This window comes from Burkholderia sp. E168m15, assembly GCF_016586105.1.
Taxonomy (GTDB): Bacteria; Pseudomonadota; Gammaproteobacteria; order Burkholderiales; family Burkholderiaceae; genus Burkholderia; species Burkholderia orbicola.
This window is the reverse complement of sequence record NZ_BCPO01000190.1, coordinates 49,479-74,653: the sequence shown is the minus strand read 5'-3', so window position 1 is coordinate 74,653 and position 25,175 is coordinate 49,479. Positions and strand designations below refer to the sequence as shown.

General features: G+C 68.1%; 20 protein-coding genes. 6 read left to right on the top strand and 14 right to left on the bottom strand.

Features of this window, described 5'->3' with window-relative positions; all coding sequences use genetic code 11:
• From JMF86_RS30255 to JMF86_RS30245, 3 genes are all read left to right on the top strand, one after another.
• On the top strand, positions 1-1,044 hold a 1,044-nt coding region (locus JMF86_RS30255; protein ID WP_201317250.1), incomplete at its 5' end, for a hypothetical protein.
• Positions 1,038-1,820 carry a DUF1266 domain-containing protein gene (locus JMF86_RS30250; RefSeq protein ID WP_175875595.1) on the top strand — a complete coding sequence of 261 codons (783 nt, stop codon included), beginning with the start codon at positions 1,038-1,040 and terminating at the stop codon, positions 1,818-1,820. The genes JMF86_RS30255 and JMF86_RS30250, both read left to right, overlap by 7 nt.
• Before the next feature lie 14 nt (positions 1,821-1,834).
• On the top strand, positions 1,835-3,823 hold the full coding sequence (locus JMF86_RS30245) for a DUF4034 domain-containing protein (protein ID WP_236593038.1): 1,989 nt from the start codon (positions 1,835-1,837) through the stop codon (positions 3,821-3,823).
• Positions 3,824-3,869: 46 nt separating this feature from the next.
• Here the strand turns inward: JMF86_RS30245 and JMF86_RS30240 are convergent, their stop codons facing one another.
• Both JMF86_RS30240 and JMF86_RS30235 read right to left on the bottom strand, forming a co-directional pair.
• Positions 3,870-4,682: an alpha/beta fold hydrolase gene (locus JMF86_RS30240; protein WP_201317248.1), complete on the bottom strand. Its 813-nt coding sequence runs from the start codon at positions 4,680-4,682 to the stop codon at positions 3,870-3,872.
• A gap of 70 nt (positions 4,683-4,752) precedes the next feature.
• Positions 4,753-5,244, bottom strand: a complete 492-nt coding sequence (locus JMF86_RS30235) for a hypothetical protein (protein ID WP_200161151.1) — start codon at positions 5,242-5,244, stop codon at positions 4,753-4,755.
• A gap of 143 nt (positions 5,245-5,387) precedes the next feature.
• On the opposite strand from JMF86_RS30235, the gene JMF86_RS30230 reads away from it, so the two are divergent.
• Entirely contained in the window at positions 5,388-5,780 is a 393-nt protein-coding gene (locus JMF86_RS30230) for a hypothetical protein (protein ID WP_197285623.1), read from the top strand.
• A gap of 140 nt (positions 5,781-5,920) precedes the next feature.
• Here JMF86_RS30230 and JMF86_RS30225 read toward each other — a convergent pair whose 3' ends face one another.
• The 9 genes from JMF86_RS30225 to JMF86_RS30185 all read right to left on the bottom strand — a co-directional run bounded on the left by JMF86_RS30225 (position 5,921) and on the right by JMF86_RS30185 (position 17,836).
• Positions 5,921-8,623 (bottom strand): glycoside hydrolase domain-containing protein, encoded by a 2,703-nt coding sequence (locus JMF86_RS30225; RefSeq protein WP_236593037.1) that lies wholly within the window; start codon positions 8,621-8,623, stop codon positions 5,921-5,923.
• A 418-nt stretch (positions 8,624-9,041) separates the two neighbouring features.
• Entirely contained in the window at positions 9,042-10,229 is a 1,188-nt protein-coding gene (locus tag JMF86_RS30220) for a YncE family protein (RefSeq protein ID WP_054928545.1), read from the bottom strand.
• Between the two features lie 142 nt (positions 10,230-10,371).
• Positions 10,372-11,874 (bottom strand): M81 family metallopeptidase, encoded by a 1,503-nt coding sequence (locus tag JMF86_RS30215; protein ID WP_201317247.1) that lies wholly within the window; start codon positions 11,872-11,874, stop codon positions 10,372-10,374.
• A complete protein-coding gene (locus tag JMF86_RS30210) occupies positions 11,871-13,160 on the bottom strand; it encodes a Zn-dependent hydrolase (RefSeq protein ID WP_201317246.1) in 1,290 nt (429 codons plus the stop codon). The genes JMF86_RS30215 and JMF86_RS30210 overlap by 4 nt, the downstream gene beginning before the upstream one ends.
• A gap of 34 nt (positions 13,161-13,194) precedes the next feature.
• Positions 13,195-13,896, bottom strand: a complete 702-nt coding sequence (locus JMF86_RS30205; protein ID WP_006481111.1) for an ABC transporter ATP-binding protein — start codon at positions 13,894-13,896, stop codon at positions 13,195-13,197.
• A complete protein-coding gene (locus JMF86_RS30200; RefSeq protein ID WP_201317245.1) occupies positions 13,893-14,660 on the bottom strand; it encodes an ABC transporter ATP-binding protein in 768 nt (255 codons plus the stop codon). The genes JMF86_RS30205 and JMF86_RS30200 overlap by 4 nt, the downstream gene beginning before the upstream one ends.
• On the bottom strand, positions 14,657-15,700 hold the full coding sequence (locus tag JMF86_RS30195) for a branched-chain amino acid ABC transporter permease (protein ID WP_201317244.1): 1,044 nt from the start codon (positions 15,698-15,700) through the stop codon (positions 14,657-14,659). Before JMF86_RS30195 ends, JMF86_RS30200 begins: the two co-directional genes overlap by 4 nt.
• The gene (locus tag JMF86_RS30190; protein WP_027792118.1) at positions 15,697-16,557 is read right to left on the bottom strand and encodes a branched-chain amino acid ABC transporter permease; all 861 of its coding nucleotides are present in this window, start codon (positions 16,555-16,557) and stop codon (positions 15,697-15,699) included. Before JMF86_RS30190 ends, JMF86_RS30195 begins: the two co-directional genes overlap by 4 nt.
• Positions 16,558-16,627: 70 nt before the next feature.
• Positions 16,628-17,836: an ABC transporter substrate-binding protein gene (locus JMF86_RS30185; protein WP_023476392.1), complete on the bottom strand. Its 1,209-nt coding sequence runs from the start codon at positions 17,834-17,836 to the stop codon at positions 16,628-16,630.
• A gap of 229 nt (positions 17,837-18,065) precedes the next feature.
• Here JMF86_RS30185 and JMF86_RS30180 point away from each other — a divergent pair, with 229 nt between their 5' ends.
• Positions 18,066-18,923, top strand: a complete 858-nt coding sequence (locus JMF86_RS30180; RefSeq protein WP_011549274.1) for a FadR/GntR family transcriptional regulator — start codon at positions 18,066-18,068, stop codon at positions 18,921-18,923.
• Positions 18,924-19,097: 174 nt separating this feature from the next.
• Here JMF86_RS30180 and JMF86_RS30175 read toward each other — a convergent pair whose 3' ends face one another.
• From JMF86_RS30175 to JMF86_RS30165, 3 genes are read right to left on the bottom strand one after another with little or no spacing between them, the layout of a single operon-like run.
• The gene (locus tag JMF86_RS30175) at positions 19,098-20,537 is read right to left on the bottom strand and encodes an aldehyde dehydrogenase family protein (RefSeq protein ID WP_201317243.1); all 1,440 of its coding nucleotides are present in this window, start codon (positions 20,535-20,537) and stop codon (positions 19,098-19,100) included.
• A gap of 28 nt (positions 20,538-20,565) precedes the next feature.
• Positions 20,566-21,963 carry an aspartate aminotransferase family protein gene (locus JMF86_RS30170; RefSeq protein WP_175833315.1) on the bottom strand — a complete coding sequence of 466 codons (1,398 nt, stop codon included), beginning with the start codon at positions 21,961-21,963 and terminating at the stop codon, positions 20,566-20,568.
• A 51-nt stretch (positions 21,964-22,014) separates the two neighbouring features.
• Entirely contained in the window at positions 22,015-23,403 is a 1,389-nt protein-coding gene (locus JMF86_RS30165; protein ID WP_201317242.1) for an APC family permease, read from the bottom strand.
• Between the two features lie 251 nt (positions 23,404-23,654).
• Between JMF86_RS30165 and JMF86_RS30160 the strand changes: the two genes are divergently transcribed.
• Entirely contained in the window at positions 23,655-24,749 is a 1,095-nt protein-coding gene (locus JMF86_RS30160) for an AraC family transcriptional regulator (RefSeq protein WP_201317241.1), read from the top strand.
• The last annotated feature ends 426 nt before the right edge of the window (positions 24,750-25,175 follow it).

Genomic DNA, 25,175 nt, shown 5'->3' with positions numbered 1-25,175 from the left:
ACCTCAGCGGCATCCCCGGCCTCCGGCCCGGCGGCCGACGCGGCGCTGCCGCCCGCCGCCGAGCCGGCGCCGCTCTACTTCATCGATCCCGAGCACATGCTGCTGATCGACCGCGAACGCGTGCTGGTCGAATTCCTGCGCTCGCGCGCCGGCACGCGGCTCGCGCAGAAACTGCAGCGCATCACCTGTGCGATGGCGCTCGACATGTGGGAACGCGAGCACCAGCGGATGCAGGCACGCCGTGACAAGGGCTGGGTGCCGAGTAGCGGCCTCGCGTTGCGCGAGGTACTGCGTACGCCGAACGGGATCGTGTTCGAATTCGTCGGCGATCATGCGGCGCTGCGTGAGGAGCTCGCGTACGAGTCGTACTACATGCAGCACTGCCTCGGCCAGTTCGCCGATCGCCGACGGCTGCGCGGCGGCTACGGCGAGCAGTACGCGCAAGCCGCGCGGGACGGCCGACTGCGCCTGTTCACGCTGCGCGGCGCGGGCAACCAGCCGCACGTGACGATCAGTCTGCAAGCGAGCGGCGACGGCCTGCGCATCGACCAGATCAAGGGCAAGCAGAATCGCCATCCGGTGCGCCGCTATGCCGACGACGTCCGCCAGTTCCTGCGCGCGCTCGCGCCGCGCGGCGAGCGTCACCCCGATTGCGAGGGCATGGGCCTCGTGTTCGAGCCGGATGCACCGGGCGCGGCCACCGGCGCCTGGACCTTCGTCACCGACGTGCGCTCGCCCGACCATCTGCTGAGCGTGATGAGCGCCAACTTCCACCTGATCGAGCATTTCGAGCAACCGCCGGCCGTGCTGCAATGGCTGCTGCTGCGCAATGCACCCTATGCGCTCGGCCAGTTGCGGCAGATCGATCCGGCCGTCGCGGCGGCCGCGCGCCATGCGTTGCCGGCCGATGCGCTGCCCGCCGCGCGTGCCCCCGACGCACCGCCGGCCACGGCCGCATTCGAGATCGAAGGCATCGCGATCGATCCCGCGCTGTGCGCGACATTCGCGTTGCCCGCGCCGGCGGACGGGAGCCCGTCATGCTGAAACTGCTGCTTGGCGCGGTCGCGCTTTGGCTCGTGTGGTACGTATGGCGCTCGTTCCGGGTCGCCGCGCGGCTGGTGCGCGAAGTCGACGCCGACCAGGCCGCGGGCGCCGATAGCGCGGTGCCTGTGCGGCAAACCACGGCCGTCCGGCTCGCGCATGCGCAGGCCGAGCAGGCGCCGCCGAACCGCCGCCGCTGGGCGCTCGCGCTGGCCGACATCCTGCTGATCCGCAACGGGCTGCGCTGCGATTGCGACGACCTCGTCTATGCGCTGCCGGACTCGCAGCGCGAACAGCTCGCGCGCCAGCTGCGGCGCGAACTCGACCTGCCGGCCGACCTGCCCGAGTGGCAAATCGTGCAGCGCGTGCCGTCGATCCTCGCGGGCTGGATTCGCGGCGTCGGTCGCTCGCACGACGGCTTCTACGAACAACTCGCCGCGCTCGGGCGCGTGCGCGACGCACTCGCGTTCGACTGCGCGCGCACCGCGTTTCTCGTGCGCTGCATCGCGCTGCTCGGCTGGGCGTCCGAACAGCACGCGTGGGTCGTGCTGCTGCTCAATGCGCAGCGCGCGCAGGACAGCTTCGACAGCTGGGAAGATTTCGGGCTCGCGTATGCGCGGGCGCGCCAGCAATGGCTGCGCGGCAGCGGCCAGGACGGCCCCGCGTCGTCGCGCGCCACGCAGGAAGTGCGCGAGTACCTGCGCAATCCGTCCGGAAACTGGCTTGCGCTGCCGTGGAAGCGCTACCGCATCTTCGATCCCCAACCCGTTTCGTCATGACCGCCGATACCGACATGTCCTCCGCTTCCGCCGACCTGATTCCGCCCGCGACATCCCGCTGGCATATTTGCGACGTCGACGCGCTGCTGCGCGCGGGCGACCATGCCGCGCTCGACGCGCAACTCGATGCCGCGCTCGCCGCCAGCTTCGCCGATCGCACCGCCGAAGCGCGGTACGTCGACGCGCTGCCGGCCGACGTGCAGCCGTGCATCGACGCCGGCGCCGAAGGCCTCGCGCGCCTGCGCGCGTGGCAGGCCGCGAACCCGCGCTCCGCGCACGCGTGGCTGTGCGAAGCGCACTACTGGCATCACTGGGCCTACGAGTACCGCGGCAGCGGCTGGGCCGAAACGGTGACCGAAGCCGGCTGGATCGGCGCGCATGCATGCGCGACGCTGACGCTCGTCGCCGCGCTGCGCGCGCTGGTGCTCGCGCCGACGATGTGGAGCGCGCCGATGGTGATCTTCACGAGCGTGTCGTCGTTCGGCGAACCCGAGTGGCTCGCGCAGCTCGTGCGCGAGCGCCGCTGGCCCGTCACCGAGTTGCACCTGAACGCCGGCGCCGAGGACGAAGCCACGCGCGCCGAACTGCAGCATATGTTCGCGCGTTCGGGACTGAATCCCGACGTGCCGGCCGCCTGCCCGCCGGAATTTCCGGACGCGCTGCCCGGCGCCGTCCAGGGCAAGAAGCTGCGCAAGGAAAAGTGGTACTGGATGGAGGCGACGCTGCACATCCACCCGACGCTGTTCTTCCCGATGCGCACGTTCATCTGGTACATGCAGCCGCGCTGGGGCGGCTCGCACGATCACATCCGCGCGTTCGTCGCGTCCGACGCGTGCGCGCACCTCGATGCGGTCGAGAAGGACCGGCTGCTGCACGAGATCTGGCGCGACGACTACGCCGGCAACACGCTCGATGCGGATGACGACGAAGACGACGCACGCCGCGCGATGACCGCGACGCTCGCGCGTGCGCAGGCCGCGCTGCATCCGTACCACCGCTGGGAGACGCTGCACTGGCTCGCGTACAGCCATTTCAAGCGCAGCGAGTACGAACAGGCCTACGCGCGGCTGCAGGAAGCCGAACGCAACGAGCCGATCGACGACAACCGCGCCATGGCGATGGGTTTGCGGCTGGCGCTCGGCCTCGATCCCGAGGGCGGCTGGCTGCCCCGCGCGATCGAACGTGCATCGGACGCACGCGCGTGCACGTCGGCGATGATCCTGCGCGGCTATGCCCATCGCACCGGCACGTTCGGCTTCGCCCAGGACGACGCGCGCGGCGACGCCTGGCTCGAAGCCGCGCGCGAGAGCGAGCCCGGCTCGCTCGCATGGAACCAGATCGCCACCGCGTTCGAGTATGAAAACCGGCGCCCCGCCGATGCCCTCGCCATCTGCCAGCTCGGCTACGAGGCCGGCGGCGATTCGTGCGACTACCTGCTCGGCTGCTTCTACAAGGAAGGCATGCATGTCGAGGCCGACCCGTACCGCGCCGCCCACTACTTCCGCGAATCGATGGAGGCCGGCGGCAACATGGCAGCGTACCGGCTCGGCTACACGTACCATCACATCGGGCAGACCAGCACGGACCGTGCCGAACGCGTGCGCATGCAGACCGAGGCCGTCGAGGCCGCACGCAAGGCGCACGAGATGGGGCATACGGACGGCCTCGAGTGCATGCTGATGTTCATCGGCGACATCGAGGACTATCCGTCGCGCCATCGCTACGTCGACGAACTGCGCCGACATGCCGAAGGCGGTCACCCGGCCGCGATGGCCGCGCTGTCGTTCTTCCTTGCCGACATCAACGACAAGTCGCTGTACGACTATCGCGAAAGCGTGCGATGGATCATGGGCGCGCACGCCATCGCACCGGACGACGAATACGTGCTGAACATCACGCGTGTCAGCCACGAAGACGGCATGCTCGGGAAGCTGCGCTACAAGCTGCAGCGCAAGCAGATCAAGGCGCACGAGATTCCGGGCGCCGACAACGCGATGGTCTGAACCCGCACCGACGCACGCGCCCGCTCGCCGGCGGGCCGTGCGTGCATCATCCCGGCAGCCGGGCGAGAAACGCCAGCATCGCCGCGTTGAACCGCGCGGGCCGCTGCAGCGGTGCGAAATGACTCACGCCGGGCAGGATCGTCAACGTCGCGCCGGGGATCGTGCGCGCGAGGTACGCCGCATGCTCGGGCCGGATGAATTCGTCGTGCTCGCCCTGCACGATCGCGACCGGCACGGCGATCGCCGCGAGATCCTGCGCGGTGTAATTCGGTTGCGTGCGCATCATTTCGCTGACGGCCGCGACGAACGCGTCGAACTGCTCCGGTGTCGCGGACAGTTGCGCATAGTCCTTGCGATGCCGCGCGAAACAGCGGTCGATCAGCGGGCTCGACGCCATCTCCTTCGTGCCGCCCGGATCCATGTTGCAGGCGAAGAAGAACACGCCGGCCGCGCGTTCCGGTGCGCGCGCGGCCAGCACGAGTGCGATGCATGCGCCGTCACTCCAGCCGACGAAGCGCGCACGATCGACCTGCAGCGCGTCGAGGACGGCCAGCACGTCCGATGCCATGCGTTCGTAGGAGTAAGGGCGGTCGTCGCGCGTGCTGCGGCCGTGGCCGCGGCTGTCGATCACGATCGCGCGGTAGCCGGCCGCGAGCAGTGCCGGCACCTGGTTGCCCCAGTTGCCGCCGTGGCCGAGGCCGCCGTGCAGCAGCACGACCGCCGGCCCCCGGCCGAACGACGCGTGCCAGATGCGCGCGCCGTCGTGGTCGAGCCACCCTTCGGCGTCGGCTGCCGGCAGCGGCGTGCCGCCGTGCGCATCGAAGCGAACGAGTTCGTCGTCGTCGAGTTCCGCATTCATCGTTCAGCCATCCTTGAGAAGGAGACGAGCTTGCGATTGTAATGCGGGCAGCCGATGAGGTCGTGGCCCCTCAGGCCTGCGTCGACACCAGTCCGCCCGACGGCGAGCCGCCGGATTTCTCGAGTGCCGCGGCGAGTTGCGAGATCGCCGTCGCGAGCGCGGCCGAAATCGCACTGGCTTCCGCGCTCAGCGACTGCTGTTCGACGGCCGCAGTCGGGTCGTCCTTCGCACGCTGGGCGGCGATGGCCATCTGCCGCTCCAGCGTCGCGAGCTGCTTCTGCAGCCGCTCGATCAGCGCCTTCAACTGGGCGACCGCCGGGTCTTCCGATGATGCGCCCGCCGCACCGAGCGTTTCGCCGGTGGCGCCGGCCGAATCCTTCGCGCCGGAGGGGCTGGTCGTGCCGGTCGCACCCGTCGTGCCGGTCGCGCCCGTGGTGCCGTCCGTGCCCGTCGCGCTCGCGGCATTCGTTGCGCCGGTGGGCGACGTCGCGGCGGACGGGTTCGCGACCACGCCGCTATCCGCGAGCGGGGATCGCGCGGTCGGGGAGAAATCGATCTGCATCGTGTCGGTCCGTATGTCGGTAAACGAAGTGACAGGGCGAAAATCGCCTTCCAGTTCGTTTACGGCATTCGTCACACGAAACTTGAATATCGGGGCCGGGTGGATTGCCGTGCGATGAGCACAATGGATCGGGAAAGGGCCAGATGGGCGGCATGACGGCGCTGGTAAAATCGCCGCTTCGCCGGCTGGCTACGCATGTCGAGCGCCTTCCCGTGCTCGACCGCGAAGCCGCCGGCTTCGACTCCCGGCCCCCGTTGCGCGCGGCATGCGACATGGGCCGGCGCCGCGATCGCGGCTTCCCGAGTTGCCGTTTCCGTCCGCATGCGTACTCCGCTCGCCCGCTCGAGCGGCGAACGCCGCGCGGCACACATTCACCTCATCACGCATTCGAGGAACACACGATGGCCCGCATCGGCGCCTTCTGCATCACGACGTGGCTCGCCGCCGCGATTCTCTACTTCGGCCAGCACTCCGTCGCGATGATCGTGCTCAGCGGTGTCGTGGTGTTCGGCGGATTCGATCTGCTGCGTCCGTAAGTGCGCGGCCGTACCGGGTGCCTCTTGTCGCACGCATCCTCGTGCGTGCGTCGCAGGTTCGCCAGTGCCTTCAATCCTTGAAGCGCTGCGACGCGCTCGACGGATGCGCGCAGCGCGGCGCCCCGCGCGCACCCTTGCGTTCATCGCACGCCGCCCTGGTGCTGCATGCGCATCGCGGTTGACGCACCGCCCGCCGTCATCTGCGTGTAGTCCGCATTCGGCCCGGATGGCGGCGTCAGGTTGTCGGCGGCCGCCCATTGCGTCGGCGTGGCGGACAGCGCATAGCTCATCGTGCCGCCATTGGCGATCTTGCCCAGCGGTAGCCACGAGCCCGCGTAGTCCGTGCCGTTGACCTTCAGCGACTGGATGTACGGGAACGCGGCATGGCCGGTATCGTCGGCCGCGACCTGCTTGTCGCTTTCGAGTCGCAGCGTCTTGCCGTTGCCGAGCCAGACCGTGATCCCGCTGAACTGCGGCGTCGACAACGCAAGACCGGCTTCCGACGGAATCACCGGGAACATGCCGAGCGTCGCCCACACGTACCAGCTCGACGTCGCGCCCATGTCGTCGTTGCCCGGCAGGCCGTCGCGGCCGGTGCCGAACGTCTGCGCCATGATGATCGGCAGGATGTACTGCGCCCCGCTCGGTTGCCCGGCCCAGTTGTAGCCCCACGGCGACTGGAACGACGGTTCGTTGCCGATGTAGAGGCCATTCGACGATTCGCCGCCGTTCAGGCTGCCGGCGGTCGGCACGGTCGAATACGGCGTCGTGATCGAGAACAGCTTGTTCAGCCGCGCGACGGCCGCCTGCTTGCCGCCGATCGCGTCGATCAGCGCGGACCAGTCCTGCGCGAAGGTCCAGAAGTAGTTCGGCTCCGTCGATTCATGGAACGCGCCCTGCACGAGCGTGCCCAGCGTGCCGGGCGCCGCCCCGGCCGGCGGCGCGTTGCGCGCGGCGATCACCTTGTTCGGGTAGTCGAAGATGTTGCGCCACCACGACGCACGCGTATACAGCGTGCCGATGTTGTCCGCCGTCACGCCGACCGACGGCGCGTTCAGCACGCCGGCAGGCAGCGCCTGCAGGAACGCGGCCGCGGAGCGGTCGCTCAGCACGCGCTCGATGGTCGCGGACGACGAATGGCCGTCGTCGCTCTGCGACAGGTAATGGGCCGTCAGGAAGTTGGCGAGCCCGGGCGCACTCGCGCGGTCGTTGCACGCGCTCGACGGATCGAACACCGACTGCTTCGTCAGCCGTGCGGCCGACACCAGGTCGAAGTCGGTCGCGCCGAACTTGTAGGAACCGGCAATCACGTTCAGTGCGTTGTCGCCCGCCATCGGCGTCGAATCGTCGCTGCCGTCGACCCAGTGCGGGAACGCGCCGCATTGCAGCCCGTCGACGACGAGCGACTGCATCATGTCGCTCGCTTCCCGCGGGGCAAGCAATGCCAGCAGTTGCGCCTGCGACCGGTACGTATCCCACAGCGAGAAGCCCGTGTAGTGATTGGCGCCGCCGCCTTGCGAGCCGTCGGGACGTTTGTACGCGTAGTCCTTCACGTTCGCGGTGGCACGCTGCGGGACGGTGCCGGTCCGGTCGACCGAGGTCGGATAGCTGCCGTTCGCGTTCCTCGGCTGACGCATGCTGCGGAACTCGCCATTCGTGTCGCTATAGAGCGTCGGCGCGCTGAATACGTGATACAGCGCCGTATAGAACTTCGTGAGGTTCGCCTTCTGCGTGGCGTTCAGCGCAGCCGGGTCCTTCGCCTGATCGATCTGGATCGTATTGAGCCGGTCGTTCCACGCCGCCGATGCCTTCGCACGCGCATCGTCGAACGCGAGTTTTTCACCCTCGGCCGCGAGGTTGGCCTGTGCGTTCGACACGCTGACGGACGAGATGCCGACCTTCACGGTGACGGTCCTGTCGTCATCGGTCAGGTCGAACTGCAGCGTCGCGGCGCCGTTGCTCGCGGTATTCACCGACGACGTACCGGTTTGCTTGCGCAGCGGCTTGTCGAAGGTCGCATAGAAGTACACCGGAGCGTTCCAGATTGTGCCGTACGGCGTGCAGAACGCCGGCGCGACCGCCTGCCCGCTCATCGACTTGCCGTCGCCGGCGATCGCAAGCGCCACGTTGTTCGCGGTGATGCTCGTGCGGCTCGAATCGCTGTTGCCGTTCAGCTTCGCATCGACCGAGAAGAAACCCTTGTCCTTGTCCGTGTACGTAAAGCGCGCGAGGCCGGCGCGCGCGGTCGCGCTCAGCTCCGTCGTGATGCCACTCGCGAGGCGTACCTTGTAGTAGCCCGGTTGAGCCACTTCTTCCGAATAGCTGTATGCGATACCGGTCGGCCTGCCGCCCGGCGCGATGGCGTTCGCCCCGTCGGTGGGCAGCATCGCGACCGCGCCCTGCCCCGGACAGCCGACGCCGCTCAGATGCGTGACGCTGAAGAAGTCGATCGTGCCGCCCGACCCACCCGACGACAGGTAGCCGCCCGAGCCGTTGAAGTTGTAGCGCGGTGTGTTCGGACCGAAATCCACCATTCCGAACGGCACGGTGGCGCCCGGGTTCACGTTGCCCCCGTAGCCGGAGTCATTGTTGACCTGCGTGCCGATCAGCGGGTTGACGAACTGCGTCAGCTGCATGTTGGTGCGCGCGGGCGTGGACGGTTGGCCGGGTTGTGATGGCTGCCCGGGCTGCGATGGCCCCGATGTCGATGGCCCGTCCGTGCCGCCATTACCGGGGGTGCCGCCGCTGCCGGCGATCGACGGGCTGTTCACGTCATCGCCGCCACACGCGGCGAGCGCCGCACCCGTCAGCGCAGCGACGATCAAGAGTCGTGTATTTTTCATTTTTCGTTTAGCACCGTTAATTAAACGAGTCATCCTGCATCGACGATGTTCCGGCGGGACGTCAGGCTTGCCGCCTTGCGCGGCGCGACGCCGGCTGGTCTCCCATCGGCGTCGCACGGACTTCCGCTTGTGAATATCCGGCGCGCTATCGCGCGGCCCGCGATTTACCTCGGACCATCGGCGCCGTTCCCGCGGGCCTACAGTGCCGCAACGACTGTTTATTCACCACAAGAAGTTTCCCGAATTTTCAGTTTGTTTAACTAAACAAATGGGAGTTAAGTGGCTTTGGGTACAAATTGCCGAGGCTTGTTGCGTTGCAACCAGACTGGAAAGGAGGGGTCTCGACGGGCACCCGAAGAAACCGGGTGCCGTTTTCACTCAGGGATACGAACGAATACACGAAGCGTCCGACGACGCGTCAGCGCGGCAACGTCCTCAACGAAGACGGCCCGCCCGTCAGCGCGATCCGCTTGCCCGTATCGCGCAGCTTGCCGCCTTCCACCGCATACAGCGCAAGCTGCCGTTCGACGTTGAATTGCACGATCACGTGCCGGCTGTCCGCGGTAAACACGATGCCCTGCGCGGCTTCGCCGCCCGGCACCTCGTTCACCTTCACGGCCCGCCCGTCGCGGATCTCGAACAGCAGCACCTTGCCGATCTTGTGGCGGCCCGGGTTGTCGGCCGTGAGGTTCGAGCCGTCCATCGCCTGCACGGCGATCCACTTGCCGTTCGGCGAAATCGCGACGCCTTCCGGCAGCGACGGCACCGTCAGGTACTGAACCGTGCGGAACGGCACGCGCGACACGTCGATCAGCGCGACCGAATCGGCGTCGCCCGCCAGCGTGCCGGTGTAACCCGGTAGCCCGGCGAGCCCGACGTTGCTGACGACGGCCCAGCGGTTGTCGCTCGACACGTCGATCGTGTAAGGCGCGACGCCCGTGCTCAGACGCGTGCCGCTGTCGGTCACCTTGCCGTCGTCGACGTTCAGCACCGCGATGCCCTGCTCGTCGCGCAGCGACACGAGCGCATGCCTGCCGTCGTGCGTGAAGCTGATCCCGGCCAGCCGCTTCTTGCCGATTTTCAGGTTGCCTTCGAGCGTCACCTGCGTGCCGTCGATGCGCAGGATCGACACGCGGCCGTCGACGTTGGCGACGAGCGCAAGCCGGCCCGAGCGATCGATCGCGATCCCTTGCGGATGCGTGCCGAGCTCGATGCGCGTGATCGCGGGCGGTGCGCTGTCGAGATTCACGACTTGTAGAAACGTGTCGAATACGAGCTGCTTCGCGGCCGTGTCATAGCGCGTCGGCGCGCCGACCAGCGCAAGCTTCGCGTCGGGCGTGATCGCGACGGCCTGCGGCGGCCCCTGGATGCCGTTCTCGACGTCGACCTGCAGCGCGACCTTCGGCGGGAAGGTACTCGCATCGAGCAGCGTGAGCGTGTCGGCGGGCGGGGAAGGCAAATAGGTGTCGCGGCCCTCGACGCGCTGGTACTTGCCGTCGTTGCCGGACACGATCCAGTCGGCGGCATGCACGGTAACGGCCGTCGTGGCGAGGGTCAGCGCGGCGAGCAGGCGCGCGCTGCGCTGGCGGAAAAGGTTCGAATGCATGGCGGTCGGTTCTCCGGATCGGTTGCGGACGCAATGGATTGCCCGACCCTGCTGCTCGACGGGCCGGCGCCATCGCATGATGCCCGAAAGCGGGCCGACCCGGCGTCTCGTTCCGGTTCGGTTCGGTTCCGCTTCGGTTCCGTCAATCCGTGCGTCGCGTGTCCGACGACCACTCGACGATGTCGTCGAGCGGATACACCGGCCGCGCGAGCCGCTCGTAGCGAAACAGCCCGTAGTCCGAGCCCGTCACGCCGCGGCTGTCGCATTCGACCAGCGCGGACGAAATCGGCACGAATACCGGCCGGCAATACATCCGCGACTTCAGCAGCAGGAAGCGCGCACGGCGCGGATCGACGCCCACGCTCTCGAACACGCCGAGATCCCACGGCTCCTGCGTGCGCTCGGTGACGACGAGCGTGGCCGTGCCGATGTCGAGCACGGCCGCGCGGCCCATGTACGCACGCTGCCCGGTATACGTCGGCCCGGTGATCACGTATTCGCCGTCGGTGATCGCGCGCACGATGCCCGTCGCGCGAAACGGTTCGCGCCGCACGCCGCCATGCGACGGCAACCGGTTGCCGACCGGCACCGTGACGGTGGCGCCGACGCCCGCATCGATCAGCGCCGCGACCGCGTCCGGGTCGCACAACGGTCCGCTGACGATTCCGTCGAGCCCGTGCGCGAGCGCGGCTTCGAGCAGGTCCATCGTGTCGCACGGGCCGCCCGACATGCAGTTGTCGCCGTGATCGAGCATCAGCACGGGGCGGTCCGCGCCCTGTGCGAGCGCCGCGGCCTGCGCAACCGATTCGGCGAGCGGCGCGCTGCGATAGACGAATTCGTCGCGCGCGTCCCAGATCTGCCGCGCGATGCGCTCGGCCACTGCGTCGGCGGCGGCGCGGTCGCCATCGGCCACCACGACCACACTGATGCACGGTGCAGGAATATCCGCGAGCGAGAAGCCGGGCAGGACCGACACCGCGAGCATCCCGTCGGACTCGGCCGCGCGCGCGGCCTCCACCGCGCGCCGCATCGCGCCTTCCGCGCTCGCGCTGCGCAGCGTCGACGTCATCAGCGGCGGCTGCCGCCACGCGAGCACGGGCCGCGCGCGGCCGTGCAGCCGGTCGAGCAGCAGCCGCGCCGCGTGCTCGCCCGTCTCGTACATGTCGACGTGTGGATAGGTCTTGAAACTGACGATCACGTCCGCGTGATCGACCATCTTCTGCGTGACGTTCGCGTGCAGGTCGAGCGCGACCGCGATCGGCGCGTCGGGCAGCGCCGCGCGCACGCGCGCGAGCAGGTCGCCCTCGCCGTCCGCGCTCTGCTCGGCAACCATCGCGCCATGCAGGTCGAGCATCACCGCGTCGCAGCCCGGCGCCGCGGCGACGATCGCATCGCAGATCGCCGCATACGCGTCGGCCGCGACCGGCCCGCTGGGGTTCGCAGCCGCCGACACGGGCGTCACGATGTCCGCGCCCGCGCGTTCGGCCGCGTCGATGAACGCCGCCATCGCGGTACGCATCCCGCGATTCGCGCGATACGCGTCGTCGCCCCAGTCGGGGCCGTTGCGGCCGAACGCGGCGAGCGGCGTCGGCACCGGCGAGAACGTGTTGGTCTCGTGGTTCATCCGGGCAATCAGGATCTTCATCGCGCTTGGCCCTCCGCGATCCCGGCCGCGGCCAGCATCGCATGCAGCAGCACGTTGCAGCCGGCTTCCAGATGAACCGGATCCGCGTCTTCGATCTCGTTGTGGCTGATGCCGTCCTTGCACGGCACGAAGATCATCGCGGTCGGCGCGACGCGCGCGAGATACACCGCGTCGTGGCCCGCACCGCTGATCACGTTCATCGACGACAGCCCGAGCGCGCTCGCGCCGGCGCGGATCTGCTCGACCAGCGCCGGATCGAACGGCTGCGGCGGAAAGTACACGACCGGCTCGATGTCGATCCGCATCCCGGCCGCCGCGCCGTGGTCGGCGCATGCCGCACGCAATTCCGCATCCATCGCCGCCAGCGTCGCGTCGTCGGCCGCGCGCAGGTCGACGGTCAACGTCACGCGGCCGGGAATCACGTTGCGCGAATTCGGGTGCACGTCGACCCAGCCGACCGTGCCGCGTCCGTGCGGCGGATGCGCACGCGCGATGCCGTTCACCGCACGCACGAGATCGGCTGCGACCAGCAGCGCGTCGCGCCGCAGTTCCATCGGCGTCGGGCCCGCATGCGCCTCCATTCCGTGGACGGTCACGTCGTACCAGCGCTGTCCGAGCGCCCCCTCGACCACGCCGATCGTCGTGTCATGCGCTTCCAGCACCGGCCCCTGCTCGATATGCGCTTCGAAATACGCGCCGACCGGATGCGCGCCGTGCCCGTCGTCGGCACTGCCCGCATAGCCGATCGCGGCCAGCGCATCGCGCACCGACACGCCATCGCGGTCGCATTGCGCGAGCGCATGGTCGAGCGTGAACGCGCCCGCGAACACGCCGGAACCCATCATCACCGGCACGAAGCGCGACCCTTCCTCGTTGGTCCAGACGGCCACCTCGAGCGGCGCGCGCGTGCGCACCCCGGCTTCATCGAGCGTACGCAGCACCTCGAGGCCGGCCAGCACGCCGTAGTTGCCGTCGAACTTGCCGCCAGTGGGCTGCGTGTCGATATGGCTGCCCGTCGTCACGGGCGGCAGGTCGTCCCGTTCGCCCGCGCGCCGCGCAAAGATATTGCCGATCGCATCGACGCGCACCGTGCAACCGATGTCCTTCGCCCATGCGACGAACAGGTCGCGCGCGTCGCGATCGAGTTCGGTGAGCGCGAGGCGGCACACGCCGCCCTTGTCGGTCGCGCCGATCCGCGCGAGCCGCATCAGGCTGTCCCACAGCCGCGCGCCATCGACGCGCAAGCCGGACGCCGCGACGCCCGGAGTCAAATCCTGTACTTGCATCGTTGCCATTCCTCGCATTGAAAGGGCACGGCGCTCATGCGACACCGACACCCAGGTAGCGGTCCTTCACGTCATGATCGGCCGCGAACGCCGCGTTGCTGCCTTCGTAGACGATCACGCCCTGTTCGATCACGAAGTGGCGGTCCGCGAGCTGCGTGCACACTTCGAGGTTCTGCTCGACGAGCAGGATCGCGACGCCGGCTGCCTTGATCCGCTTCAACTGCTCGACGATCTCCTCGACGATCACCGGCGCGAGTCCCTCGACCGGCTCGTCGAGCATCAGCAGCCGCGGATGATTCATCAGCGCGCGGCCGATCGCGAGCATCTGCTGCTCGCCGCCCGACAACTGCGCGCCGCCGTTGCGGCGGCGCTCCTTCAGGCGCGGAAAGATCCGGTAGATATCGTCGAGCTGCCACGGCGAATCGCGGCGCGCGCCGAGCCGCAGGTTTTCCTCGACCGACAGCAGCCGGAAAATCCCGCGATGCTCGGGCACGAAGCACAGTCCGCCCGCGGCGATCCGGTGCGCCGGCTGCCCGGCCACCGGCCGGCCCGCGAACGTCACCGTGCCGCCGGTCGGCGCGACGACGCCCGCGATCGTCTTCAGCGTCGTCGATTTACCCGCGCCGTTGCGGCCGAGCAGCGTCACCGTCTCGCCTTCGTTCACGTTCAGCGAAATGCCCTGCAGCACGTGGCTCTTGCCGTAGCACGCGTGCACCTCCTTCACGTCGAGCATCATGCGCGGCCTCCGGTGATCATGTTGCCAAGATACGCGCTGCGCACGCGCGCGTCGCCGCGAATCACGTCGGGTTTGCCTTCGACCAGCACGCGCCCCTGCTGCATCACCGTGATCGTGTCCGAGATATCCATCACGATGCCCATGTTGTGCTCGATCAGCACGACCGTGTAGTCGTCGCGCAGGCCGCGGATCAGCGCCGTCATGTCGTCGAGATCGTCGATGCCCATGCCCGACGTCGGCTCGTCGAGGAAGATCGCGCGCGGCCGCGCCGCCAGCGCCATGCCGACCTCGAGCCGGCGTTGCTGGCCATGCGACAGCACGCCGGCCGCCGTGTCGGCGAAGCGCTGCAGGCCGAGCCGCTCGAGGACGTCGTCGACGATGCCGTCATGCGCGAGCGCGCCGCGCGGCGGCGTCCACGGATTCAGCGCCCGCCGCGATTCGACGCCCTGTGCGGCGACGCGCAGGTTTTCGCGCACGCTCAGGTTCGGAAACAGGCTCGTCACCTGGAACGAGCGTGCGATGCCGCGCCGCACGCGCTTGTGATCGGGTTCGTGCGACACGTCGTGGCCGTCGAACAGGATCGAGCCCGACGTGATCGGCAGCGTGCCCGTCAGCGTATGGAACAGCGTCGTCTTGCCCGCGCCGTTCGGGCCGATCACCGAATGCACGGTGCGCGGCATGATGCGCAGATCGACGCCGCCCAGCGCGGTGAACTTGCCGTAACGCTTGACGATGCCGCGTGCTTCGAGAATCGCTTCGCTCATTGCCGCTCCTTGACCGTGACCGCCGTGCGATCGCCACGCCGCAGCGACGCCACGATGCGTTCGCCCAGCCCCCACAACCCGCGCTGCATGAACAAGCTGACCGCGATCAGCACGAGGCCGAGCAGCAGCAGCCAGCGCGGCCACAGCGTCGACAGCCAGTCCGCGAACAGCACGTAGAACGCCGCGCCGAGCACCGACGCGAACAGGTTGCCCGTGCCGCCGATCACCGTCATCACGAGGATCATTTCACTCGTGTGATAGTCGATGTTCGACAGCGGCGCGATGCCCGTCATCAGCGCGTGCAGCGCGCCCGCCAGGCCCGTGACCGCGCCCGAGATCACGAACGCCGCGAGCTTGAAGCGTTTCACGTCGTAGCCGGCCGCCGCCGCGCGCGCCTCGTTGTCGCGAATCGCGAGCAGCGTGCGGCCGAACACCGAGCGCGACACGCGCAGCAGCAGCCAGAACACCGCGACGAACAACACCGCGACGAAGCCGTAGTAACGCCACGGCGAATCCAGCGCGACGAGCGGATGCCCGAACGCGGCGAGCGCGGGGCGCGGGATGTCGAGCAGCCCGTTGTCGCCGCCCGTCACATCCGGCGTCGTATACGCGAGGAAGTAGAACAACTGCCCGAACGCGAGCGTCAGCATCACGAAGTAAGTGCCGCGCTGCCGGATCGAGAACCAGCCGACGAGTGCGGCCGCGACGGCGCCGAGCACCGCCGCCGCCAGCAGCGCGACGCTCACCGATGCGACACCGCGCGTCAGCACCAGCCCCGCCGCGTAGCTGCCGAGCCCGAAGAAGATGCCCTGCCCGAACGACAGCAGGCCCGTGTACCCGAGCAGCAGATTGCAGCCGAGCGCGGCGAGCGCGAACACCAGCACTTCGGTCGCGAGCGAGCCCGAACTCAACACGAGCGGCAACACGCACGCGGCGACCACCGCGAGCCAGCCTTCCGGCCGCTGCAGCAGGCCGCGCCACGGCCGCGGGCGTTGCGACGCCGCCGCGCCGCGCGTCAGCGGTTTCGACGAATCGATCATGCGGCCCTCCCCAGCAAACCGTTCGGACGCAGCAGCAGTACGGCCGCCATTGCGACGTAGATCATCAATCGCGCGCCTTCCGGCCACAGCGTGCTCATCAGGCTCTGCACGATGCCGACCAGCAGCCCGCCGACCAGCGCACCGAGAAAATTCCCCATCCCGCCGACGACGACCACGACGAACGCGACGCCGAGCGCCTCGATCCCCATGAACGGATCGACGCCGCGGATCGGTGCGGCGAGCACGCCGGCCAGCGCGGCCGTCGCCGCGCCGAGCGCGAACACGAGGCTGAACACGCGCGTCACGTTGATGCCGAGCAGCGACACCATCTCCGTCGACTCGCTGCCCGCGCGCACCGTACTGCCGAGCCGGGTACCTTCGAGTACCCACCACAGCAACGCGGCGAGCACGGCCGTGAAGCCGATCACGAACAGCCGGTATTTCGGGTAGACGAAGCCGCCCCAGATCACGACGCCGTTCAGCGCATCGGGCGGCGGCACGTTGTCGCCGAGCGGGCCCCACGCGAGGATCGCGCACTCCTGCAGCACGAGCGCGAGGCCGACCGTCGCGAGGATGTGGAATTCGTGCTGCTGCGCGTACACGTGGCGCAGCACCAGCTTCTCGACGATCCATGCGAACGCGCCGACGACGAGCGGCACGACCGCGAGCGCGACCCAGAAATTCGCCGACCATTGCAGCGCCTGGTAGCAAAGATACGCGCCGAGCAGATAGAACGCGCCGTGAGCGAAATTCACGAAGCGCAGCAGGCCGAACACGATCGACAGGCCGACGGCGAGCAGAAAATACAGCATGCCCACGCCGATGCCGTTGACGATCTGCAGCAGATAGACGTTCATGGCTTCCGTGTCGGAGAGGAAGGTAACGGACGCCCGCGGCGCGCGTGGCGCCGCGAACGCATGCACGGCGTCACGCGAGCTTGCAGCCCGTCTTGTCGAGCGGCAGGAACGACTGGCCGGAGCTGACGATGTCGGCATAGTCGTCCGCGTTCTTCATCCGGCTCTTCGGCTTGCCCTTCAGCAGGTAGTAGTTCTTCAGCACCTGGTGGTCGCCCTTGCGGATTTCCTCCGGACCCGTGAGCCCGTCGTACTTCATCCCTTCCATCGCCGCGACGACCTTCTTCGGATCGGCGCTGCCGGCCTTCACCATCGCGTCGATCAGGATCTTCGAGCAGATGTACGAGCCCGCGAGGCTGTAGTTCGGGTTCGCCTTGAACGCGGCGTTCGCGCGCTTCACGAGATCGCGGTTCAGCGGCGAATCGATGCCGTGCCAGTATTGCGCGCCGAAATACACGCCGTCGCAGATGTCCGGCCCGAGCGCCTCGAACTGCTCGAGGCCCGATGCCCACGCGAGCAGGATCGTGCAGTTGCGCTTCATCCCGAAGCTGACGGCCTGGCGCAGCGTGTCCGACGATTGCGAGCCGAAGTTCAGGATCAGCAGCACGTCCGGCTGCGCGGCCGCCGCGTTCGTCAGGTAGCCGCTGAACTCCTTTTCGGCGAGCGAGTGATAGCTGTTGCCGACGTGCTCGATGCCCTTCTCCTTGAAGACCGCCTTCGCGGCCGACAGCAGCCCGTCGCCGAACACGTATTGCGGCGTGATCGTGTACCAGCGCTTCGCCTTCGGCAGCATCTGGATCAACGGGCGCACCGTCTGCTCGATCGCGCCGAAGGTCGGCACCGACCAGCGGAACGTCGCCGCGTTGCAGTCCTTGCCGGTGATCTCGTCCGCGCCGGCCGTCGTGATGAACACGCCGTCCGCCTTCTGGACTTCCTTGCCCATCGCCAGCGATTCGGACGACAGGATGCCGCCCGCGAAGAAACGCACGCCCTTCTGCTGCGCGATCTCCTGCACGCGCCGCACGGCCGTCGCGGGCTTGCCCTCGGTGTCGAGCGCCGTATAGGCGAGCGGCGCGCCGAGCACCTTGCCGTATTGCTTGACGGCGAGCTGCATGCCGAGATCGGCGTACTTGCCGTTGGCGGCGAACGGGCCGGACATCGGCACCGGGCAGGCAAGCTGGATGGGCGCGCCCTGCGCGAACGCGACCCGGGACGACATGCTGCCGAGCGCGCCCGGCACGGCCGACAGCGCGGCCAGTTTCAACAGTTCTCGGCGATTCAAGTTGACGCTCCTCATGAGGGGGACACACGCGATACGACCGACTGCCAAACCGTGCCCACGCCACTCTTCGATGCGCGCCGCCGGTTGATCCTATTTATCATGATAAATAGAATGAACCTGATGCTAGAGTTGATCAAAATTGGTGTCAATCAGGCAAAATTCCGTACCCGCGCCGGGACCGATCGTCGACGATGACGCGGGCGCGCGGTCAGACAAAGGAGTCGTGAAGATGGTCATGGACCGAGCCAGGGCGGGCCTCGCGGTCGAAATCAAGCAGCCGAAGCGGGCCGACCTCGTCGCCGAGGAGATCAAGCGGCTGATCACCGAGAAGGACCTGAAGCCGGGCGACCGCCTGCCGCGCGAGGCCGAGCTGCAGCAGCTCTATGCGGTGAGCAAGAGCACGATCCGGGAGGCGCTGAAATCGCTCGAGGTGCAGGGGCTCATCAAGGTCACGACAGGGCCGTCGGGCGGCGGGATGGTCGTCGAGGTGCCGCTCGACCGCACGCTTCAGCTGCTGCAGAACTACCTGTTCTTCAAGGACGTGACGATCGACGACATCTATACGGTGCGCAAGCTGCTCGAACCCGAGCTCGCTGCCGGCGCCGTGCCGCACCTGACCGAGCGCGACTTCGCGGCGCTGGAATCCAACATCGCGTGCTGCGACGGCGGGTCGGGCGTGCACGATCGCGGCCACATGCTGCGTCAGCGGCAGGAGGACACGACGTTCCACGACATCCTCGCGGCCGCGAATCCCAATCCGTTCCTGCGCTTCAGTTGCGAACTGATCAACGAGATGATCCGGCAATTGATCGAGTTCCGGAACGATACGCCGCTCGCCGAGCACAAGCGCTTCGGCGAAGCGAACGTGTCGATCCACAAGGCGATCCTGCAGGCCGCGCGCGAGCGCGATGTCGAACGCGTCCGTGCGCTGATGGTCGAGCACATGACCGAAGCGCCCAAGCATGTGAAGCGGATGAAAGGCAAGCTGCGCGGGCGGCTGATCCTCGATTCCGAGATCCGCCGGCGGGCCGCCGCCGCACCCGTCGCCGAATCCGGTACGGCCGCGGCGGACCCGGAAGAACGCTGAGCGGCGGTACATGCGGCGTGGCGTCGAGGGCTGCAAGGGCCGACCGCTTCGCGGCGGCCCGAGGGCTTCTCCTGCGCCAGAGTGTCGCGATGTGCCGGGCCGGTGCCGCTGAGCGCCGCGCGCGGCACCGGCAGGAATGCACTCGCCGTGCGGTTCGCGCGGGCGATCAGATCGTCATCGCGCGTCGCCTTCCGTGTACCCGGTCGTGCCCTTCGTTTCCAGATACTCGACGAGGCCGAACTCCGCGTATTCGCGCCCGTTGCCCGAGCGCTTGTAGCCGCCGAACGGCGCGGCCGGGTTCCATGCCGGGTAGTTGATGTGGACGTTGCCGACGCGCAACCGCGCCGCGATCCGGCGTGCGCGTTCGAGGTCCGTCGACTGCACGTAGGCCGCGAGCCCGTAGACCGAATCGTTCGCGAGCGCGACGGCCTCGTCCTCGGTCCGGTAGGTCATGATCGCCAATACCGGCCCGAAGATTTCCTCGGTTGCGATCGTCATGCCCGGCGTGACGTTCGAAAACACCGTCGGCCGCACGTAGAACCCGTCCGTCAGCCCCTCCGGCCGGCCGGGGCCGCCGGCGACGAGCGTCGCGCCTTCCTCGATCCCGAGCCGGATGAAATGCTGGATGCGATCGAACTGCGTGCGGCTGACCACCGGCCCGATGCCGGTTTCCGTCGATCGCGGATCGCCGACGACGGTGCGTTCCGCTTCCCGGCGCGCCGCCTGCTCGGCCCGCGCCAGATGATCGACGTGCACGAGCATGCGCGTCGGCGCGTTGCACGACTGGCCGCTGTTGCTGAAGCAGCTACGCGCGCCGCGTGTGACGGCATCCTCGATGTCCGCATCGGGCAGGATCAGGTTCGGGCTCTTGCTGCCGAGCTCCTGGTGCACGCGCTTCACGGTATCGGCCGCCGCCTTCGCGACCTCGACGCCCGCGCGCGTCGAACCCGTGAACGACACCATGTCGACCTCCGGATGCCGCGACAGCGCGTCGCCCACTTCATGCCCGTAGCCATGCACGAGGTTGAACACACCGCGCGGCACGCCCGCTTCGTGCAGGATCTCCGCGAACAGGATCGCGCTGAACGGCGCGATTTCGCTCGGCTTGAGCACCATCGTGCAGCCGGCCGCGAGCGCCGGCGCGACCTTGCACACGATCTGGTTGATCGGCCAGTTCCACGGCGTGATCAGCGCGCACACGCCGATCGGCTCGTGCGATACCAGCAGCGAACCGGTCTGCGTGCTGAAGCGGAACGACTGCAGCGCGCGGATCGTCTGTTCGAGATGCGCGGTGCCGACCGCGGCCTGCATTGCCCGCGCGAACGCGATCGGCGCGCCCATCTCCTGGCTGATCGTCTGCGCGACTTCTTCGTAGCGACGCTGGTAGATGTCGAGGACGCGAGTCAGCAGCGCGACGCGCTCGTCCACCGACCAGCGCGAATACGTGTCGAAGGCCTGCCTCGCCGCGCCGACCGCGCGATCGACATCGGCCGCGCCGCCGATCGCGAGCCGCGCATACGGCCGCGCGGTGGCCGGGTCGATCACGTCGATCGATCGCGCGTCGGCCGGATCGAGCCACTGGCCGTCAATGTAGGACTGTTGTGACGTTCGCATCGAATGCTCCTGAAATGAAGGGTGCCGCTCAGCGCGTCGCCCGTGCGCAGGACTCGACGAGGATGTCGCGAATCTGCGCGACGAACCAGACGATCTCGTCGCGCGACATCACGAGCGGCGGCGAGAACTGCAGGATCGGCGTGCCTTCGTGGTCCACGCCCGCGCGGCACAGCAACCCCGCGTCGAAGATCGCCGGCGCGAGTATCGTCGACACGAACGCCTGCGCGCCGAGGCCCGCCGCCCAGCGGCGCGCGGCCTTGTCGGTCACGAGTTCGAGCGAGTAGTGATAGCCGTCGCCGCGCACGTCGCCGACGCACGGCAGTTCGAGCAGCCCGTCGAGCGTCTGGCGAAACACCGCTTCGTTGTCACGAACGTTCGCAAGTACGCCCTCGCGCTCCATGATCGCGAGGTTCGCGAGCGCGGCCGTGCATGCGACCGGATGGCCGCCGTACGTCGCGCCGTGCAGGAACATCTGCTGCGGCCCGTCGAGCACCGTGTCGACGACCGCGTCGCTCGCGATCACGCCGCCGAGCGGCACGTAACCCGACGCGATGCCTTTCGCGAACGTGATGATGTCCGGCTTCAGCCCGTAGCGCGCCGACCCGAAATACTCGCCGAGCCGGCCGAACCCGCAGATCACCTCGTCGGCCACGAGCAGCACGCCGTGCCGGTCGCAGATGTCGCGCAGGCCGGCCGCGTAGCCGGCCGGCGGCGTCAGGCTGCCGCCCGCGTTCTGCAGCGGCTCGACGACGATCGCGGCGACCGTGTCCGGCCCCTCCTGCACGATCAGCGATTCGATCTCGTCGAGCAGATGGCGCGTGAACTGCGCTTCCGTCTCGCCCGCCGGACGCCCGTAGCGCTTCGTGTTGCCCACATGGCGCACGCCCGACATCAGCGGCTCGAAATGCTTGCGGAAGTTCGTCATCCCGTTCAGCGCGAGCGCGCCGAACGACGTGCCGTGATACGCGACGCGCCGCGCGATGAACTTGCGCCGCTGCGGCTCGCCGCGCGACTGGTGATACTGGCGCACCAGCTTGATCGCCGACTCGTTCGACTCCGAGCCGCTCGACGTGAAGAACACGCGGTTCAAGCCTTCGGGCGCGAGCGCGGCGAGCTGGTGCGCGAGCCGGATCGCCGGTTCGTGGCCCACGCCCCAGTTGGTCGCGAACGGCAGCCGCGCCATCTGCTCGCGGATCGCATCGCCGATCTCCGCGCCGTGGCTGTAGCCGACCTGCACGCAGTACAACCCGGCGAGCCCGTCGAAATAGCGCTTGCCGTTGCGGTCGACGAGCCAGCAGCCTTCGCCGCGGTCGAACACGGTCAGCGCGTTCTCGCGGTATGCATCGGCATGCGTGAAGTGCATCAGCAGATGGCGCTTGCCGAGCGCCTGCAGGTCCGCAGCGGAATTGACGTCAACAGCGTGCATGGATCACTCCTCCTTCAGGGTTTCAAAACCGGCATCGCGCATGCCGGCCATTCAATTCATCGACAGCGTCGGCGCCGGGCGCGTGAAGCCGCGCGTCAGCCATACGAGCTGGCAGAGCCCGAGCACGAGCCAGCCGATGCCGACGTAGAACGTCTGGCGCGACAGCCCCGACCAGAGCCACACGTTCATCGCGAAGCCGATCGCCGGCATCAGGCCGTACGCGATCCAGCCCGCGGCGTGGCGATGCTCCGACCGGCCCAGATAGCTGCGCATCACGCACAGGTTCACGATCGCGAACGCGACGAGCGCGCCGAAACTGATCATCGTCGACGCAAGATCGAGCGTGATGAACAGCGCGGACAGCGACACGACGCCGACCGCGAGCGTCGCGCGCACCGGCGTGCGCAATCGCGCATGCAGATGACCGAACACGGATTCGGGCAGCACGCGGTCGCGGCCCATCGCGAACAGCACGCGCGTCACGCTCGCCTGGCCCGCCATCGCACTCGCGAAGCAGCCGGCCACGTACACCGCCACGAAGAACGCCGACAGCGTGCGGCCGCCGACTCGCCGCATCAGGTCGAGGCTCGCCGAATCGAGATCCTTGAACGCGTGCCAGTCGGGAAACACCAGTTGCCCGACATATGCGATCAGCATGAACAGCAGACCGCTCGCGAGCGTGCAGAGCAGGATGGCGCGCGGCACCGTGCGCCGCGGCTCGCGCGTTTCCTCCGACAGCGTGGTGACCGCATCGAAGCCGAGGAACGACAGGCACAGGATCGCGGAGCCGGCGAAGATCGCGCGCGCATCGCCGGACGACGGCAACGCGACGGCCATCGACAGCCCTTCGCCGGCCGCGACGTGCGCCGACGCGATCACGAAGACCGCGATGAACACGAGCTGGCTCGCGATCAGGATCAGGTTCACGCGATTGACGAGCCGGATGCCGACGATGTTCAGCCCGGTGATCAGCGCGATGCTGCCGACGATCCACACGCTGGCCGGCACCGCCGGAAAGATCTGCTTCATGTAGATGCCGATCGCGAGGTAGCTGATCATCGGGATGAACAGGTAATCCATCAGCAACGCCCAGCCGACCATGAAGCCGGCCGACGTGCCGAAGTTGCGGCTCGCGAACGTATAGGCCGACCCGGCGCTCGGCATCAGCCGCGCCATGTGGCCGTAGCTGCGCGCGGTGAACAGCATCGCGATCAGCGTGACCGCGTACGCGGCCGTCAGATGCCCGTTCGTCTCGCTCGTGACGAGGCCGTAGGTCGTGAACACCGTCATCGGCAGCATGTATGCGAGGCCGAAGATCACCAGCGTCGAGAGTCCGAGCAGATGCGGCTTGCGTGCGTCCGTGTCGCCGCGCTGCGCGTCCGCGCCGAATTCATGCATCGCGGCGGCCGATGCGGTTCGACCTGGCCTGTCGTTGTCCATGCTGTCCTCACGTGGGTGGCGTCCATGACTTCAACACGCGTGCGGCCGGCGCTGCCGGCGGGGCACGACTGGAAGAAAGTGTGGTGCGCCAAAAAATCGACGACGAATGAGAAAAGCGGACGTAATCGAGGGATATTTCCGGACATGTGGTCGCGCATCGCGCCATTCCGCCCTGCATGCTGCTGTGCCGCACTGGCGTTTTGCGGACATTCCGGCTATGTTCTGTGCGACCCCGTCACCGCATCGGCACCATGGACAGCCGTTCCCAACGAAACCAGAGTCGGGCCGAGCGCAGCCTGCGTTCGGCGCTCGGCCTCGCGCGCCCGGCCGGACGCCAGGAGGACATCCCCGCCACGGTCCATGCGATCGCGGTCGCGCTGGACGAGTGCCGCGTGCGGCACATCGCCGGCGCCGCGCTGCTCGAAGGCACCGGGCTGGGCGCGGACGAAGTCGCGTCGCCGAACCTGCACGTGAATCGCGGCCAGGAGCAACGGTGCTTCCGCAACCTGCTGCGCTGCAGCGGCGTACCGTCGATCGGGCTGTCGATCGGCGCGCGGCTGCATGTGTCGACGCTGGGTCTCGCCGGCTACGCGATGCTGATCAGCGGCTCCGTGATGCAGGCGTTCCGCTGCATGGGCCAGTTTCCGCTGTTCATGGGGCTGTATTTCGACGTGCGCATCGACGCGCACGCCGGCGGCATGAGCGTGACCATCGGCCGCTACAACGGCGAGCCCGATCTCGAGATATTCCAGGCCGACATGTGCCTGTCGAGCCTGCGCCTGATCGTGTCCGATCTCGTCGGCAAGCCGGTGTGGCCCGAGCAGGTGCAGCTCGCGCGCCGCACGCCGCGCAACGCGGCCGACTACGCGCGCCACTTCGGCTGCCCGGTCGTCTTCAATGCGGCCGACAACCGGCTCGTGTTCACGTCCGTGAACGGCACGGAGGCGCCGCGTCTCGCGAACGAAGTCAGCTTCAATGCATTGCACGGCCAGTGCGAGGTGCTCGAACGGCAGTGGGCCGCGTCGGTCGGCACGCGCTTCGCCGATCGCGCGAAGGAGTTGATGGCGCGCGACCTCGTGCGCTTCAAGTCGATGACGGCGCTCGCCGGCGCGCTGCATCTGACCGAACGCACGCTGCGTCGACGGCTCGACAAGGACGGCATCACGTTCCAGTCGTTGCTCGACGACGTGCGTCGCGACGAAGCCGTGCGGTTGCTCGACGATCACGCGTTGACGGTCGCCGCGATCGCCGAGCGGCTCGGCTACAGCGAGCCGCGCAGCTTCCGTCATGCGTATCGGCGCTGGACCGGCAAGACGCCGCGCTCGGAGTCGGACGCAGACGCGTGAACCCGATGCGCGGTATTCGTCGTTCACGCGCGTCGCGGGAATCGAAGTCGTCGAATATCGCGCGGCACTCGGCGTGTGCGGGAAGACCGCGCCGACGATCGCGCGACTGCCGACCAACGTGATCGGCACGCGTGCGCCGCGACGACGGTTTTACCTAACTGATTCGGTCTTCGAATCAATTTTTACGCACGCAGCGCTTCGCTACCGCGCTCCCGGCGACGCATCGCCGCGATCGCCCCCCGGGTAGACGCGATTTATCGATTGTTCTATACTCGCGTCAACTTCATCACAAAACGCATGATCTCGTGCGCAACGTGATGTCATTTCGCACTTCGTTGCGCATGCATCCGTTTCGCCACGTCAAAGGGGCCTCCGGCCCCAGCGGTCGGCTTCCAGCCGCCCGCATCCATGCCGTCTTCACAAGAC

Coding starts and splice junctions, on each gene's coding strand:
- JMF86_RS30170 (WP_175833315.1), bottom strand. CDS start 21,963: ATGCACGCTGTTGACGTCAATTCCGCTGCGGACCTGCAGGCGCTCGGC.
- JMF86_RS30190 (WP_027792118.1), bottom strand. CDS start 16,557: ATGAACGTCTATCTGCTGCAGATCGTCAACGGCATCGGCGTGGGCATG.
- JMF86_RS30160 (WP_201317241.1), top strand. CDS start 23,655: ATGGACAGCCGTTCCCAACGAAACCAGAGTCGGGCCGAGCGCAGCCTG.
- JMF86_RS30215 (WP_201317247.1), bottom strand. CDS start 11,874: ATGAAGATCCTGATTGCCCGGATGAACCACGAGACCAACACGTTCTCG.
- JMF86_RS30200 (WP_201317245.1), bottom strand. CDS start 14,660: ATGAGCGAAGCGATTCTCGAAGCACGCGGCATCGTCAAGCGTTACGGC.
- JMF86_RS30210 (WP_201317246.1), bottom strand. CDS start 13,160: ATGCAAGTACAGGATTTGACTCCGGGCGTCGCGGCGTCCGGCTTGCGC.
- JMF86_RS30245 (WP_236593038.1), top strand. CDS start 1,835: ATGTCCTCCGCTTCCGCCGACCTGATTCCGCCCGCGACATCCCGCTGG.
- JMF86_RS30240 (WP_201317248.1), bottom strand. CDS start 4,682: ATGAATGCGGAACTCGACGACGACGAACTCGTTCGCTTCGATGCGCAC.
- JMF86_RS30235 (WP_200161151.1), bottom strand. CDS start 5,244: ATGCAGATCGATTTCTCCCCGACCGCGCGATCCCCGCTCGCGGATAGC.
- JMF86_RS30205 (WP_006481111.1), bottom strand. CDS start 13,896: ATGATGCTCGACGTGAAGGAGGTGCACGCGTGCTACGGCAAGAGCCAC.
- JMF86_RS30250 (WP_175875595.1), top strand. CDS start 1,038: ATGCTGAAACTGCTGCTTGGCGCGGTCGCGCTTTGGCTCGTGTGGTAC.
- JMF86_RS30165 (WP_201317242.1), bottom strand. CDS start 23,403: ATGGACAACGACAGGCCAGGTCGAACCGCATCGGCCGCCGCGATGCAT.
- JMF86_RS30230 (WP_197285623.1), top strand. CDS start 5,388: ATGGGCGGCATGACGGCGCTGGTAAAATCGCCGCTTCGCCGGCTGGCT.
- JMF86_RS30180 (WP_011549274.1), top strand. CDS start 18,066: ATGGTCATGGACCGAGCCAGGGCGGGCCTCGCGGTCGAAATCAAGCAG.
- JMF86_RS30195 (WP_201317244.1), bottom strand. CDS start 15,700: ATGATCGATTCGTCGAAACCGCTGACGCGCGGCGCGGCGGCGTCGCAA.
- JMF86_RS30220 (WP_054928545.1), bottom strand. CDS start 10,229: ATGCATTCGAACCTTTTCCGCCAGCGCAGCGCGCGCCTGCTCGCCGCG.
- JMF86_RS30175 (WP_201317243.1), bottom strand. CDS start 20,537: ATGCGAACGTCACAACAGTCCTACATTGACGGCCAGTGGCTCGATCCG.
- JMF86_RS30225 (WP_236593037.1), bottom strand. CDS start 8,623: ATGAAAAATACACGACTCTTGATCGTCGCTGCGCTGACGGGTGCGGCG.